This is a genomic window from Pseudogracilibacillus sp. SO30301A, from assembly GCF_037072025.1.
Classification (GTDB): Bacteria; Bacillota; Bacilli; order Bacillales; family Amphibacillaceae; genus Pseudogracilibacillus.
The window spans coordinates 1-15896 of the sequence record NZ_JAXHDD010000025.1 but is presented as its reverse complement, the minus strand read 5'-3'; the positions used below and the strand labels follow the sequence as shown (position 1 = coordinate 15896).

Annotated in this window: 11 protein-coding genes and 2 pseudogenes; 3 read left to right on the top strand and 10 right to left on the bottom strand. The window is 34.7% G+C overall.

Going from position 1 to position 15896, the window contains the following annotated elements:
* Positions 1–5: 5 nt before the first annotated feature.
* From SPD89_RS12870 to SPD89_RS12840, 7 genes and pseudogenes are all read right to left on the bottom strand, one after another.
* Positions 6–1517 (bottom strand): AbgT family transporter, encoded by a 1512-nt coding sequence (locus SPD89_RS12870; protein ID WP_336262354.1) that lies wholly within the window; start codon positions 1515–1517, stop codon positions 6–8.
* Between the two features lie 281 nt (positions 1518–1798).
* On the bottom strand, positions 1799–3211 hold the full coding sequence (locus SPD89_RS12865) for an amidohydrolase (protein WP_442961152.1): 1413 nt from the start codon (positions 3209–3211) through the stop codon (positions 1799–1801).
* A 90-nt stretch (positions 3212–3301) separates the two neighbouring features.
* Positions 3302–4552, bottom strand: a complete 1251-nt coding sequence (locus tag SPD89_RS12860) for a M20 family metallo-hydrolase (protein WP_336262352.1) — start codon at positions 4550–4552, stop codon at positions 3302–3304.
* Positions 4545–5882, bottom strand: coding sequence for a hypothetical protein (locus tag SPD89_RS12855; protein ID WP_336262351.1), 1338 nt, complete (start codon positions 5880–5882; stop codon positions 4545–4547). The genes SPD89_RS12860 and SPD89_RS12855 overlap by 8 nt, the downstream gene beginning before the upstream one ends.
* Before the next feature lie 988 nt (positions 5883–6870).
* Positions 6871–7019, bottom strand: a pseudogene (gene rpsI / locus SPD89_RS12850) (30S ribosomal protein S9); the annotation flags it as partial.
* Between the two features lie 166 nt (positions 7020–7185).
* Positions 7186–7863, bottom strand: a complete 678-nt coding sequence (locus SPD89_RS12845) for an ABC transporter ATP-binding protein (RefSeq protein ID WP_336262350.1) — start codon at positions 7861–7863, stop codon at positions 7186–7188.
* Between the two features lie 94 nt (positions 7864–7957).
* Positions 7958–10501, bottom strand: a complete 2544-nt coding sequence (locus SPD89_RS12840; RefSeq protein WP_336262349.1) for an ABC transporter permease — start codon at positions 10499–10501, stop codon at positions 7958–7960.
* A gap of 165 nt (positions 10502–10666) precedes the next feature.
* On the opposite strand from SPD89_RS12840, the gene SPD89_RS23085 reads away from it, so the two are divergent.
* On the top strand, positions 10667–10768 hold the full coding sequence (locus SPD89_RS23085; RefSeq protein ID WP_442961147.1) for an AAA family ATPase: 102 nt from the start codon (positions 10667–10669) through the stop codon (positions 10766–10768).
* A gap of 139 nt (positions 10769–10907) precedes the next feature.
* Here SPD89_RS23085 and SPD89_RS12835 read toward each other — a convergent pair.
* Positions 10908–12019: pseudogene (locus tag SPD89_RS12835) on the bottom strand (IS4 family transposase).
* A gap of 503 nt (positions 12020–12522) precedes the next feature.
* Here SPD89_RS12835 and SPD89_RS12830 point away from each other — a divergent pair.
* Together SPD89_RS12830 and SPD89_RS12825 are read left to right on the top strand one after the other, a co-directional pair.
* Positions 12523–13083, top strand: a complete 561-nt coding sequence (locus SPD89_RS12830; RefSeq protein ID WP_336262348.1) for a MarR family winged helix-turn-helix transcriptional regulator — start codon at positions 12523–12525, stop codon at positions 13081–13083.
* A 143-nt stretch (positions 13084–13226) separates the two neighbouring features.
* Positions 13227–14102, top strand: coding sequence for a phosphotransferase family protein (locus SPD89_RS12825; protein ID WP_336262347.1), 876 nt, complete (start codon positions 13227–13229; stop codon positions 14100–14102).
* 791 nt (positions 14103–14893) lie between these two features.
* On the opposite strand, the gene rpsI (SPD89_RS12820) is transcribed toward SPD89_RS12825, so the two are convergent.
* Together rpsI (SPD89_RS12820) and rplM are read right to left on the bottom strand one after the other, a co-directional pair.
* A complete protein-coding gene (rpsI, locus tag SPD89_RS12820) occupies positions 14894–15286 on the bottom strand; it encodes a 30S ribosomal protein S9 (RefSeq protein ID WP_336262346.1) in 393 nt (130 codons plus the stop codon).
* Between the two features lie 18 nt (positions 15287–15304).
* A complete protein-coding gene (rplM, locus tag SPD89_RS12815) occupies positions 15305–15742 on the bottom strand; it encodes a 50S ribosomal protein L13 (protein WP_336262345.1) in 438 nt (145 codons plus the stop codon).
* Positions 15743–15896 lie beyond the last annotated feature (154 nt).

Sequence of the window (15896 nt, the reverse complement as noted above, 5' to 3'; positions counted from 1 at the left end):
TGTTTTTACAAATGTGAATAAATTCCTGGTCCGTATGGAATACCTGCATAAAAGAATATTAATATTATAATGATCCAAGTTAATAAGAAAACAAGTGAGTATGGCAACATAAGTGAAATATAAGTTCCGATACTTGCCTTTTTATCATAACGTTGCATAAACGCTAAAATAATAACCATATAAGGGAATAACGGCGTAATTATATTCGTCGATGAGTCGGCAACGCGATAGGCAACTTGCGTAAACGCTGGATGATAACCTAATTGCATAAACATCGGAATGAAAATCGGTGCTTCAATTGCCCACTTTGCAGAGCCGGACGTAATTAAAAAGTTCAGTAAAGCAGTGAATATAATATATCCAATAATAAGTGGCATACCCGTAAAGTTAATATCTGTTAAGAATTCAGCACCATTTACTGCTACCCAAGTTCCAAGGTTTGACCAATTGAAGTAAGCTGTAAATTGAGCGATTGCAAATACAAGTACGATATAGCTAGACATATCCTTAATAGATTCTGCCATATATTGAGCAATGTCTTTACTTGTTTTAATTTTTCCTACAGTCATACCAAATGTTACACCGATAATGATGAAGAAAAATAGGATAATTGGAATAATTCCATCTAAGAAAGGCGATGGGATAATACCACCATCTTCATTTGCTAGTGGACTGTTAGGAATTATAATTGTAACAAATACAATAGCGATATAAACTAATCCGGCGATTACCGCAAAAATGAAACCTTTTTTAGCATTTGGTAATTCTTCCGCATCTTCTTCTTCTAATGCATCACCTTCATATTTTCCCAATCTTGGTTCGATGAATTTCGTTGTAAGTAGACCACCAACAAACGTTAGAACAAATACTGATACAATGTTGAAATACCAGTTATCAACAGGTGTGACCGTAAATGATTCATCTAAAAATTGTGCTGCTTCAGTAGAAATACCTGCAAGTAATGCATCTGTACCAGCAATAAATAAATTTGCAGTAAATCCTGCACCCGCTCCAGCGAATCCTGCAGTAAGACCTGCAAGTGGATGACGCCCAACTTTATAAAAGACAAGCGCTGCTAGCGGTGGAATCAATACAATGGCAGCATCTGATGCCAAGTTCCCCATAATACCGACAAATACTACCGTATAAGTAAGTAATGCAGGAGGTGATTTCAAAATTGTTTTACGGACAGTATAATCAAGTAAACCTACTTTTTCGGCTAAACCAATACCAAGCATCATAACTAACACTAAACCGAGTGGTGCAAATCCAGTAAAGTTATCAAGCATAGAAGTCAAAATAAATTGCAAACCTTCACCAGAGATTAAACTCTTGATTTCCAGTATTTCACCATCACCTGGATGAACAACCGAAGCATTAAATAAACTGAAAACCCAAGAAATAATTATCATGAAAACTGCAAGTCCGACAAACAACATGAATGGGTCGGGAAGCTTATTTCCAACTCGTTCTACAACGTCTAAAAACCTTTGAAACAACCCTTTTTTCTCTTTCATAAAAATCACATCCTTGTATAGTTATGTTTTGGCGTCTTTCCCACCGAAAATAGATTACTGAACATTACTTTCTAGTGCATAACTAATCTTCGTCGGTATGGAATCTATCAAGTTAAAACTCATTGATGTTACTAAAATAAATACTTTTTCCATTTGGGTCGCTATATTTCTTCACGCTACTACATAGCTTTGTTCACTCGTTTTTACAACTTGTGGCTAACTGCTATCCACTTGCTTAAAAAAGCCAAGCTGTGTAGATTATTCTTGAACAGACAATCACATTACACTTTTTCTCCGCCCAAAGTTGTTGGTTTCACATCTTTAGGAATAGGACTTTTATAAGGATTTTTCGCCTTAAATTGCTCATGTTCTTTTTGAACGTTTGCCAAATTTTCTTTAGACGAAATTAAATCCGCTCCTGTTAACGCCATCGCTGTCGCTGCACGCAACATCCCTTTGTGGGCAAAACTAGATATTCCTTGTGCTGTCATTTGCCATGTATGCAATGGAGTTCCTAACGCACTGGTTGCTGCTGATAATTGTGCTGTTGGTACCACCCAACTTACATCAGCTACATCCGTTGACCCGTAAAATAATTTATCCATTACTTTGTAATCAGAAATCACGTCTGATAAATATTTTCCAGCAAATTCACTTCCATCACCGATGTAACCAAACCCTTCCATTAATTCAACATAAAATTCTTGTTCTTCCTCTGTTAAGGTCTCCCAGATTGACTTCGCATACTCTTCTTCTTCTTCTGTCGGTGTACTTGCTCCAACTTCTTTTTGGTACTTATAAAGTATCTCTTCTAATTTTCGATTTGGAATATAATTGGAACAAGCTTTATTAAATTCAATCGTTAATTCTGTCTCTGTCATTAGCGCAGCCCCTTCGGCAATCTTGCAAACGCGTTGATAGATATTTTCAACTTGATGTATTTTCGGAGCCCGTATCAAATACATTACCGTTGCATTAGGCTGGACAACGTTTGGTGAAAAACCTCCTGTATCAGTAACTGCATAATGAATTCTTGCATCTTGGACTACATGTTCTCGTAAGTAATTAACTCCAACATTCATTAGTTCAACTGCATCCAGTCCACTCCGTCCCAGATGAGGTGAGTTAGCAGCATGAGCAGCTACTCCTTTAAAATGAAATGCAACTTGATAATTTGCCAATGTCGATAAACTAATAATCGAGTTCCCCGGGGATGGGTGCCAAGTCAATGAAGCATCAACATCAGTAAAAACTCCTTCACGTACCATAAACGTTTTGCCTGATCCTCCCTCTTCACCAGGACAACCTAGAAAGATAACCGTTCCGGGAAGAGCACTTTTTTCAAGGTAGGCTTTAACAGCACAAGCCGCTGCAAATGCCCCCGTTCCAAGTAGGTTATGACCACATCCATGTCCAATATGTGTTTCTAACGGTTGATAAGTTGATTCGTTTGGAACTTGACTCAAACCTGGTAGTGCATCAAATTCTCCTAAAAAAGAGATGACGGGTTTACCTTTACCAAATGTCGCTTTAAACGCAGTTGGGATATTAGCGAGATTACGTTCAACTGTAAATCCTTGCTTTTCACATTCTTCCGCTAAAAAAGAGGCGGATTCATATTCCTCAAAACGAGTTTCTGGATGTTTGAATATATATTCAGAAACACTTTGAAAATAACCTTTATGTTTATCCATATATTCTTTAATAAATGTATTCAAATTGAATCCTCCTATATCGTATAATGCAACTTTAACTAAAATCATTAATTCTGTAAGATACAATTTTTATTTTGTTATTACTATTTCTTTCAAGTAAGCAATGAGAACCTTTGTACCAGTCAAAAGATCGTTCATTTCTGCATGTTCTTTTGGATGATGACTAATCCCATCACGACATGGAATAAAAATTAGTCCACTTGCCCATTTTTGTGCCATATTCATCACATCGTGCCCAGCACCACTATCAAGGGTCAATGAGGAGATGCCTAATTTTGAACATGTATCACGAAGTCTTTCCTGGATGGCTTTATCTAACTGAATTGGATCATCATCCACGAGCTTTTCGATTTCGATATTAACGGGTCGTGTTCTTTTTATTTCTTCCAAGAAATCATCGATTGATCTAGTCATTTCTTTTTTCAATGCTGCACTTGTACTACGGATATCGATACCAAGTGTCACTTCACCAGGAATCATATTCATGGAATTTGGACTCAATTGCATTTTACTCACGGTAGCAACAAGTGAATCTTTCTGTCGCTTGTTCATCTCTAGTGCTTTTGTTTCAATAAAATTAATCAATGGTGAGATTGCGACAAGTGCATCACGGCGTTCTCCCATCCGTGTAGTACCTGTATGATTCGTCATTCCTTGACATGTCACCTTAAGCCTTGTAGGACGTGCAATTACAGAAACGATAGCTATTTTCGTATTCGTACTTTCCAATTGTTTCCCTTGTTCGATATGCAGTTCAATAAATTGTTCTAAGTCCCCACTGGAGAGTTTTGCATGTTTAATTTTTTTCCAATTCAAGCCACAATTGTCCACCGCTTCTGCGAGTGTGGTACCATCTAAGTCTTGTAAATGGGCAATACGTTCAGTTTTCAAAATGCCACAAATTGCTTTACTTCCAATCGTTGAAACTCCAAATCGTGCAGACTCTTCGCAAGCAAATGCAATAATAGCAATGTTTCTATTCGGTTGAACACTTTCATCTTTTAGCGCTTTCACAGTTGCAAGTGCTGTAAGGACGCCTGAGACTCCATCATATCCTCCACCGTTATAAACGGTATCTAAATGGGAGCCCAGCGCAATCGTTGGTACCTTTTCATCTACTTTCCAGATAGCCCACTGGTTACCAGCAGAATCTTGATGTGTCTCTAAGCCAAGTTTTTGAGCGATTTTACGGAACTGATGTTGGGATAACTTTTCTTCTTTCGTATAACCCAATCGAGAGAAGCCTTCTTTTTGATTCATATTTGAAACTAAATTGAGTTGTTTCAATGCACGTTCCATCCAGGATGAGAGTTTATCCATCAAAATCCCCTCCTGTTCCGTAAAATAAATCTTTATCAACGAAGCGATAAACATTACTCGGTCTACCTCTTGTTGACGCTTGTACCTTGCCACATACTTCCACGACATTTGCATGCTCTAGTTCTGCTAAAATACGACGTGCATTACGTTTTGTTCCTTCTAGCCATTGAGCAATATCATCCACCATGAATTGTTGTTTGTCATATTTATGCGCATAAAGAGCAATACGCAACACATCACGGAAATTAACATCACTATCTTGAAATCGCTTTCTTAAAACTCTTCTAAGTTCCTCGGTATTTAACGCATTTGCTGAGTCCTTTTGTGTTTTCTGTAATACATTTTCTTTAGATTCTACGACTAGAAGTGTTGGACTTCCATTTAAACTTAGTTGATTTAATCCATAACGGACATTTTGTTCTGCATGATAAACCGTTTGACCATAGCCGATTGCAAAACCGATATCAAGATGATGATCGACTCGGTATATTTCAATACAGTTGAATAATGCTGCTTCCATTTCTTCATCAATCTCGCCTTTAGTCGTAAAAATATAATATAGTCCGTCTGCAACATCAACAAATGAACCACTGGATTTCTTAGCCAACTCTAGCAGACTTCTCTTTAGGTTCAATTCATAATATTTCCAATCAAATATTGAATCATCAATATGTTCACCTACACGAAATACTTTGCAACCTATAACAGCTAATCGTAAGTTTTCATAATGTTTTACCTGTGCTTTCTTTTCAAGTAGTTCAATAGTTAATTTAATTGATAAATAAGAAGGAGTCAGCCGATATACTGGTATATTTCTCTCCTTTAATAAATCATAGACTGCCCTAATTGCTGTAATGACGACTTCTGTTTCTTTCTGTTCATATAACCGTTGATGGAATGTTGCAAATTCTTCTGCTGTTTCATACTCAGAAAATGGAATGGAATGAAATTTTAAGCTATCTAATTCATAAAAAGATAACACTTTATTAATTTCTTTATCTGTGATCGTGTCAATACTAAAGGATGTAAACAAGCGCCGTTCATTTTGTTGAATCTCCAGTAGTTTTCCAAAGAAACTAGATCCATGTAGCAATGGGAAATCTGCTTGCTCAGCATCTACCAAACAGTGCTGTAAAGCATACGAATAATTCATCACACCAGAAAATAGCCATTGATCTACGAGCGGACTCCCTTGTCTTATTAAACGTGGTAATTCCTCTACACTTTTATACGTAAACGGAATGCATCTTGTATTTGAAAACTGTTCTGCGACCTTTAATATCTTATTCACCGATTCTTCTGGTCCTACCACACCAATACTACTCAACACTTTCCTCACCCCCCACAAAAATTATTTACAGTTTATTTAAGGCATTATTCCTTTAACTTTCCTATAATTTAGCATAATTAATTTTTAGTGTCTATATCATTTTTATTTATTTCATTTATATTGATTTAAGGAAATAACCCCCAAAAAAACCGATCATATGGAATCGTACGTTTCCATATGATCGGTTTTTTTCTTTGTATGAACAGGATCTTCTCACCGCTTTAAGGATAGTAACGGGGTAGTAAAATGGAACAACGCATGTAAAAGCATAGTCATGTGATGAAATTAGACCGTACCTTAATAATTGCACTCTTAATCATATACGCGGATGTCGTGTATGATTATTTCTTTTGGTTATTAATTCGAGTATAATTGGCTTAAGATGGTGATTGCTTTGAGTTTATTAAATGAAAGGTATAGCACCTATGAAGAATTTGAATCTGCACGAAAAAAACAGATAAAAGGTTAGAGTTTATTGATGGAGTTATATATATATCCATCTCCTAGTATCAAACATCAAGAGACATCATCTTACTTGCATGGCGAGTTATATAATTTGTTGAAAGGGAGTAAATGTAAAGTTTTTGCAACACCAACTGACATAGTCTTTAAGAATGAAAGTAAAGATGAAAAACGGACCGTTGTCCCCGATCTATTTGTAGTTTGCAACCAAGATTACTTCACCGAAAAATCTTGAGCCTTCAATCAATTGGTTACTTGCACACCATACCCTATACAATTGTCTGGAAAAACAATTAACTGCTATTGACAAACGATTTTATTAATGTAAAATTTATCCAAGAAACAATGTTACTACTCTAGTAGTTGAAGCAGGTGAAGTTATAGTGAGAAGCAGTTCAATTAACATGATTTTCCATAAATCAAAAACAACCCTCTCTTCATATGAGAAAGGGCTGTAATTTGCTAAATAATAGATACGTTTTGAGGACTGTGGCGCACGTCTTGCACCTTTAAGTCCATATTTCTTTCATTCTAGAGTCAGCGTTAAATATCCTTCACGTTTTAAAGTTGCGCGGTAGTCTGGTCTGCTTCAAGTAGTGCGCGAGCAACGCCATGACGAACTGCTCCAGCTTGACCTGTATACCCACCACCATGTACATTTACTAAAACATCATATTGTATCCTTATATTTCTTCACAAATCGAATCTTTAATAACATAGATAGTTAATTTTAATAGGAGGTCTTATCATAGAATTTAAAAATAAAATATTGTAGACAAATAGCTAGTGGAAGAGAAGTGGAGAAAATACTTCCACTAGAAACATTATAGATAGTGCATTACTAATCGATATTTATTAAATAGCCATCTTGCATATAAATCACTCTATTAGCTTTTGAGGCAAATTTTGAATCATGTGTAACATAAATAACGCCACAACCTTTTTCTTGGTTCATGTCAAAAATTAATTTAAAAATGGAGTCACCGGTTTCGGTATCTAAATTACCTGTAGGTTCATCTGCAAGTAACCAATCAGGTTCATGTACAAATGCCCGAGCAATAGCGACTCTTTGCTGTTGACCACCAGATAACTGAGATGGAAAAAAATTTAGTTTATCTGCCAATCCAACTTTCGCTAAAATCTCTTTTGATCGCTCGTTTTTATTATATGATAGTTTTCTATTAAATAAGGGCGTCATCACATTCTCCAAAGCAGTTAAAGTTGGAAGTAAATGAAACTGTTGAAATACGAATCCGATACGCTCAAAACGAAAATCAGCAAGCTCATTTTTTTTCATATCAGCTAATTTCTTATCATCGTATAAAATATCACCGCTAGTTGGTTTATCGAGTGATCCAATTAGACTTAATAATGTTGATTTACCAGAACCAGACGGTCCAACAATTGCAACAACTTCACCCTTATTAAAAGTTAAATTTATATCTCGAATTGCATGTGTAGTAATACCATCACCTTCATAAGACTTATTAATTTTATGGCATACTATTTTTTGAACCATGATTGATTTATTCCCTCCTAATAATTTGAACAAAATTATACTTTACATAATTGTTTGGAGAATATTTTTAAACTCGCTAATAACCTAACTAAAATTAGTTTTTAAGACCTTGAATAGGTTCTATGCGCAATACCCTACGTGAAGGAAGAAGCGCACTAAGTACTCCTATGCATATATTTATAATCAGAATAGAACTGTAGAAGATATATTGTTCAAAGGACAAAACACCGTAGAGTAAGGTCACGACTATCACACCTAATATCAGACTTACAATTCCGGATAATAAGCCCAAAAATGCTCCTTCTATTAACACTGTCATTTGAATATATATATTTCTCCAGCCTAGAGCTTTAAAAAGAGCTATTTCATTCGCACGTTCCAGTAAATTTTGCCAAATCACTTCTCCAGTTGTTAAAATAGCAATCATAAATGATAAGCCAACAGCTATGTAATGGGTAATACCAATTTCCATGGAAACATATTCCCCTAGCCAGCTTGTATATAAAATACCATTTAATCTAAGTGAGATAAACATAAATAAGATTAATAAACTGCCTGGCAAACTTATAGCTAATACGGAAGCAATATTTCGTAACCAATAACCAAAAAGATTGTTCATAACAATACCAAAAATTCCTCTGGTTCTTCCAAAACGTGATGACTTAGTACTAATTTCTCCTTGTTTTAATATTTGTAAAGGAGTGATTTTAGCAATTAAATAACTTGGCCACAAGGATCCAATAATATAAATAAATATAGTCAAAATTAAAATGAATGAGACATGTCCCCACGTAATAACTTCCGTGTTCTTCGATTTTAAAATGAATAATACGATTAAAGAAATAACATTAACAATTCCACTTAGAAGTATTGATTCGGTCAATACCATGCGGATAATTTCTGCATCTTTCCATCCAAGAGCCTTCAGAAGAGCAAATTCTTTTTTACGTGACAAATAATTGATAAAACTTGTGGCAAAGATATAAATAATGGAAACTAAAATCAAACAAATAATTAAGCCTGAATAACCAAGTTTTGTTTCCGTTAAAATATTTATGGATACACCTTTTTTAATCCAAGGCTGTTCAATCCAGCCTAATTCTTCGACACCATCAATCTTCGGAATGTTAATCAATAAGGGCTGTGGCGACGAACCTAAAGTAATATCTGCTTTTAAGCCTGTCTTGTTTTCTATTTCTTTTGCTATAGATTCCAGTTTTTCCTGACTTTTTTCATTTAAGTCTTCGACACCCACCACTTTAACTCTAATTGAGGAAATCGACTTTTCTCCTAAAAACTCTTTCGAGGCATTAATTGTGGTTAGCATTGTTGGTGATTGCATTATATAGCCATAAGGATCTGAAGAAGCGGTTACTTTTTTAGGAGGGTTTACTGGATTACTATTTTTATTCAACACATATGTTGCTGTAGCTGTACGATAAGTTTCCATGGGTACCTGTGTTAAAGGATCTATTGAAATATTCAATTTCTTTGGGTCATACATACCAATAAATTGGGGTTCAATTCTAGGCAACTTTGACATATCTTCATGATAAACCTTTGCCTCTCTATACGTTTTATTATCTGGCGCATCTATCATATACGCAATCGGCCACTGATCCTGGAATGGACTAAAAACAACTTCATAGTTTAAAGGACTAGCTTTCTCTTTTAAAATTAAATAGTCAAAATAACTTCCAGATAAAAAACTATCAATTAATATTTTATGCGCTTCCTCCGCACTAAACGTAATTGAATCTACAGGACTAGCGGATAATTTATCTAGATAATTTCTTCCACCTTCTAATTCAATATCCTTTAAAAACGTTTTTACTTTGTTAGGGGAATCTATAGGTACCTTTAGTTTCTCTATATTAAATGTGTATGTATAATCAACTGAGGGAGTCATACTTAATAAGATTGGTAACTTAGTAACCTCAGCACCAATTCCTTCATGAATATAGGAATCAAAAGAGTCGCTTGATTGAAAATATCTACTATTGTTATTTTTTACAATCGCTTGATCCAACCCTACTAACCGTGCTTCTGCTTGTGGATCTATTGCGGCTAAAAGAATTGTGAAGTCTCCTCGTAATGGAATGACTTCTTGATTTTCAATTAGTAAATCATATTTATTTGCTGCCTCAAATGAATCAATCTCAGTATCAAGATTAATAGCATGATAAGTATTAATATCAATTTTGTAATTTCGAATACCATCATTTTCTACAAATTTATGCTGTAAACGATATATTCCATCTTGTTTAAGTTGGAAGTTTTCAATTATTGGATGGACAGTAGTATAACCTATAATGCTAATAGGAGCTGCAATGTCAACGCCGTCAATATCTTTAATCACATCCAACTCTTTAAAGGAAATTCCACCTGAAAGCCCACTAAGATAATTTGGATCCATATAATTATCCTTTTCTGTAGCACTCTCATTTCCTTTAGGGCGAACAATAATATCATAAGATGCAGTCCATTTTTCCTCTAAAGAATTAATGATAGTTCCTTTATTTGATTCCGATATAGCGATTAATGAAATTAATCCACCACTAATTAAGATTGTTCCAATTAATAAAAGAATAAATCGATTTATATTTCTTAGCCAATTTTTGATGATCATTTTAAACATAAAGTTACACACCTCCATGTTATGGTTTCACTTAGTTTATTTCCTCTTTTAACTTTAGTTTATGCATTAAAATTGAATGATTTAATATCCATATAAGTACAATTCAACATTTTATTTGTTATTTGATAGATCATTAAAATTAATTTAAATAGAAGGGAGAATAGAATGTTTATTTCTAAAATTGAAATAGATAATTTTAGATGTTTTAAAGAAACAAAAGTTAATCTCCATGAAGGAATAAATATTTTGATAGGATATTGGCACTAGCGTTGCATGAATCAATTTTTAATATTCAGTAAATATCCCGTTATTAATTTTGCCAAAAAATCAAATCCCTAATAAAAGGTGATCTGTCAATTTGGAAAAAATATACAATTACAACTTTAGCGGCAGCTGCAATATATGTTTAAGGATCAGCACGTTCATCAAATCTTCGAATCCAGATGTATGCAGGTTTCCAGAGTAATCTTTTTAGCCAACGGCTAATACGAAGTAGCGATTTCTTACTTTTCATCTCCAGTTAGATAAGAACATTTAGACAATAAGTAATCAGTGCAAGGTAGATCTGGTTTTGAATTGCCATTTCACTCATGCCATAAAAATGTTTGATCTTTACATATTGTTTGAGCCATTTAAAAAACAGTTCGATTGCTCAGCGTTGACGATAGATTTGACTAATCTCTTCAGGTCCCATATCGAAGTGATTCGTAATTAATCGCAAAATGTTTCCTTTCGTATCTTTTACTTCAAGTAGGCGAAAAACATTCTCTATACGATTTTGAGTCGAACCGATATAAACCATCCTGTCGGATAGAACGGAGAATCTTCAGGAACTGTAAAGGTTTCTACTTCACGAATGACAGCGTTTTTCTTCAATCTTGATACAAAGAAATAACCATCGTCCGTCATTCGATCAAACCGTTTGTAGTCAATACAGCCACGGTCAAACACGTACATGGCATCCTTATCGTCCACAAGTACTTCCAGTTGATTTCTATCATGTTCTTTAGCCGTTGTAATCGCTGCTTTTTCTGGATACACAGTCTCTTTATCATGAATACAAGTCACAAATGTAGCTTGACGCCTGCCTTTGTTTTGAGAAATTATACCACTTATGGTTCGTCAAGCTTAATGGGAGCGTACTGGAATCAATGATTTTGAGTGGCATATACTTCCCGTTTTTAAAGTGAATCCCTTTTTTTTGATGTACGAGTTCCAATAACAGACGGGAAAGGATGGCTGGATTTACATCATTGTTTTTCCTTAAGAGCTGGGATTTACTGATTGATTCAAAACCTAGGCATCTTGAAATCCATCATCAATCAGTGCATCGCTCCTGTCCTCCAGACTCTCGAATCCTTGTAGTTGGGCAAGCAACATCAACTTTATGAAGGCTTCAGTTGTGAACTTTTTTGTATAATAATCCTGTTTACTTTCTTCAACTTATTTTAAAAGTCTTTTTGTATTTATGGGTTCAACCCATTTACCAAATGATGATTTTAGTGTATTCTTGTTCATATGCGTTATCCTTTACTAATGGATTTGGACAGGAAATCACCTGTATATCCATTGTAAAGGATTTTTTGTTGAATAAACAATAAATTTTTGAACATTATTAGTATTTTGAATCATTGGTATTAATTAATGCAACGCTAGTTCTTAGTGCGATCACACATATTAATCACCTACTTTTTTAGTTCATATTTACATTACCTTCAAAAATGGATATCATTTTAAATTAGTACCAATATGAGGGTATTCTTACCATGGAAAAACAGAAAACACATTGAAAATAAACGACATATAAAGTGATGAAGTCCTCACTGTTTCATCACTAAAATGGAGAGCAGTTACGTACCATCAAAAAATTCCCTTTAAAAAAATTTCAATTCAAATAAAGGGTATTGATGTTAATATGGTAATATAGAAAATCAGTATTAAACAATCAGGCCTTTTGTTGAATAATAAATAGAAAATTATAAATTGTAAAATTTCCCACTTAAACTAACGGATGTACTATGATGACGCTTATTTTAGACAATATAATGTCTAAAATGGAGGGTGAATATGGATATTTACAGAGAACTATTTTTAATGCAGCAAACTTACTTACGCTACCTTATTTTCTCTCGCAAATAAAATCCAGGTTAAAAGGTGACAAGTTCCTTGAACTTATAACATCAAGACAGTATATGGCAATGGTAGCAATTACTCATTTACCTGAAGATGAAAAGACTTTGAATAATATTGCTAGAAAATTAGGTACCACAAAGCAGAGCGTAAAACAGTTAATTACAATTGTTGAAAATAAGGGCTATGTTAACGTAATTCCTAGTAAGAAAAATAAACGTGCGGTTAACTTAAAAATTACTGAAAGTGGAAAAAAAAAATTACTTGTTGTTGCAAAAAAAGGGATCTACCTTTTGGAAGAAACTTTTAAAAATTTATTAGCTGAAGAGTTGGAAACAATGTGGGACCTTTTAAAAAAACTTTATAGTTTTGATGGTGAAGAACACGATGGATTTGAGGAAGAGGGCAACTTAATCTATCGTGATTCACCTTATTCTTTTATTCGAAAATAAAGAAACTGAAATCAATTCTTAATAAATATGTAAAGCGAAAAGTTAACTTGTGATTTTTAAACAAATCTATTAAAGGTAGTGTCAGTAGAAGAACATTTAACCATTTTTAAACGAGCCAATTAACGGAAAAGTAGGGATGCTACATGGAAAGAAAAGAAAAGGCGCATACATATATCAAACGGATAAGAGAAGTTTATCCGGAACTAGAGGTTTATTCTGCCGAATTCAATCATATTGGACAGAACAATGATGTGTTAATTGTTAATAATGAGATTGTTTTTCGATTTGCAAAATATCAGGATGGTGTGGAGCGATTAGAAAAGGAGACAAAAATTTTAAATATGGTTGGCCAGTATGTTTCCTTACCAACACCCAAACCAATTTATCAACAATTACAAACAAAAACCATCGGTAAAGCGTTTATCGGGTATAAGATGATTGAGGGAAAGCCACTGTGGAAGTCGGTTTTGAACAATAATGACCAACCATCTATATTGGCTAAGCAACTTGCAACTTTTTTAAGGGAGCTGCATGCTATTCCTATCGAAAATGTGTCTTTGAATCTTACGCATGAGGATCCCCATAAAGAATTTACTAACTTGTATGTTAATTTTAAGGAAAAATTATTTCCTTTCATGCGACAAGGTGCCCGGCATAATGTTTCAAAGCGTTTCGAATCCTATCTTGGAAATGCCACACATTTTGAATTTAAACCCTGTTTGATTCATGGTGATTTTGGCCCCTCAAATATTTTGTACAGTATTTCCGATAACAAAGTAACTGGTATCATTGATTTTGGAGGTTCGTGTCTTGGTGATCCGGCTTTTGACTTTGCAGGAATCCTGTCCGGTTATGGAGAGTGTCTTTTAGAAAAATTACTTAATTATTATCCCGGGATAGAACGGGTTATCGAACGGATGAGATTTTACAAAAGCACATTCGCCCTACAAGAAGCTCTATTTGGACTTGATAATAACGATCAAGAAGCCTTTCAAAATGGTATTAAGGACTATTTGTAATGTACGATTTAAACGAAAATATCATTTATCGATCGTGCACGGCTGCGGAAGATCATAGGACTAAAATGTTTAAACGTTTTTATAAAACCCATGGGAGAAATCTGTATTGACTACCCATGATTTTCTTTCATATAAAGACAGAATTGAAATAAAAAAATGATTCCGTCATACTTGAGACAACTAAATGATAAATTATGGTATGTTAATGATGATTTAATAGATTATTCAGCTCTAAACGAAAGACAACTATAAATGCTTTTTTAGACCTAAATAAAATTGGTAAAGGTTATGGAAAGCTAATTTTGAAGTCTTTAATTAATGAGTATAATGTTAGCACTGTTGATGTAAATAAAGATACAAGCTAACAAGTACGTTTTATTTAAGAAACAGCTTTTCCATTGTTTACGAATCCATCCAACAAAGACAATGAAGGTCGCCCCTATCCAATTTTACATTTGAAAATATACCTTATTGATGCTTTCTCAATTAAAAGGTTAATAATGCCCTTTCACTTGCCAAGTTCATTAAAAGGCATTCTGACCTGCCTAGGATCACAGTTCACGCCATAAAATCTGCACAGGCACGATTAGGACATAAAGATATACAAACCACGATAAATATCTATACGCACGTTTCGGATATTATGAAAGAAAGTGCAGCAGATACCATTAATGATGTTCTCGATTTTTAACCAAAGGGTATTCAAGGGGTATTCAGTTCTATTTTTTAAATGAAAAACCCCTTCCCTTTTCTCTCGGGAAGAGGCTGTAAACGTTGATATAATAACGAAATTATCGCTTAGAGAACTGCGGCGCACGTCTCGCGCCTTTAAGACCGTATTTCTTACGTTCTTTCATTCTAGGGTCACGTGTTAAGAATCCTGCGCGTTTTAATGTTGTGCGGTAGTCTGGGTCTGCTTCAAGTAGTGCGCGAGCGACACCATGACGGATTGCTCCAGCTTGGCCAGTTAATCCTCCACCGTGAACATTAACTAACACATCATATGTGCCTTCTGTTTCCGTTGCAACTAATGGTTGTTTTAAAATGAGTCTTTGTGTATCATATGGGAAATATTCTTCCGCATCACGATTGTTTATAACAACTCGGCCAGATCCCGGTACTAAACGTACACGTGCAGTTGATTCCTTACGGCGACCTGTTCCATAATATTGTACTTGTGCCAATTAATTAACCTCCCTTTCTTATCCTTTAAGCTCGTAGACTTCTGGTTTTTGTGCTTGGTTTTTATGCTCTGGTCCACGGTAAACATGTAATTTCTTAAACATTTTACGTCCAAGCGGTCCTTTTGGAAGCATTCCTCTGACTGCAATTTCAATCATTTGCTCTGGGTGGTTTGTTTTCATTTCATATGCATTACGCTCTTTAATTCCACCGGTATAACCAGAGTGACGGTAATACTTTTTATCATTTATTTTGTTTCCAGTTAGTTCAATTTTCTCTGCATTTACAATAATCACATGATCTCCTGTATCTACATGCGGTGTGTATGTTGGTTTATGCTTTCCACGAAGGATGGTAGCAATTTCAGAAGCTAGACGTCCAAGTCTTTGGCCTTCTGCGTCAACAACATACCATTTGCGCTCAACAGTACTATCATTTGCCATGAAAGTAGTACGCATTTCTTTCCCTCCAAAATTTCAAATCTTAAGTTATCATCTATATTCACACAATTAGTTTCCGGGGCTAATTATGGATTAGAAATAATTTGCCATACACCATAATATATCAAATGTATGAGGTTTGTCAAGCAATACTATCAATCATCCTCATACT

Excerpts from the sequence above, each read along its gene's own strand:
- SPD89_RS12870 (WP_336262354.1), bottom strand. The coding sequence starts at position 1,517 with ATGAAAGAGAAAAAAGGGTTGTTTCAAAGGTTTTTAGACGTTGTAGAA.
- SPD89_RS12865 (WP_442961152.1), bottom strand. The coding sequence starts at position 3,211 with ATGGATAAACATAAAGGTTATTTTCAAAGTGTTTCTGAATATATATTC.
- SPD89_RS12860 (WP_336262352.1), bottom strand. The coding sequence starts at position 4,552 with ATGGATAAACTCTCATCCTGGATGGAACGTGCATTGAAACAACTCAAT.
- SPD89_RS12845 (WP_336262350.1), bottom strand. The coding sequence starts at position 7,863 with ATGGTTCAAAAAATAGTATGCCATAAAATTAATAAGTCTTATGAAGGT.
- SPD89_RS12840 (WP_336262349.1), bottom strand. The coding sequence starts at position 10,501 with ATGTTTAAAATGATCATCAAAAATTGGCTAAGAAATATAAATCGATTT.
- SPD89_RS23085 (WP_442961147.1), top strand. The coding sequence starts at position 10,667 with ATGTTTATTTCTAAAATTGAAATAGATAATTTTAGATGTTTTAAAGAA.
- SPD89_RS12830 (WP_336262348.1), top strand. The coding sequence starts at position 12,523 with ATGACGCTTATTTTAGACAATATAATGTCTAAAATGGAGGGTGAATAT.
- SPD89_RS12825 (WP_336262347.1), top strand. The coding sequence starts at position 13,227 with ATGGAAAGAAAAGAAAAGGCGCATACATATATCAAACGGATAAGAGAA.
- rplM (WP_336262345.1), bottom strand. The coding sequence starts at position 15,742 with ATGCGTACTACTTTCATGGCAAATGATAGTACTGTTGAGCGCAAATGG.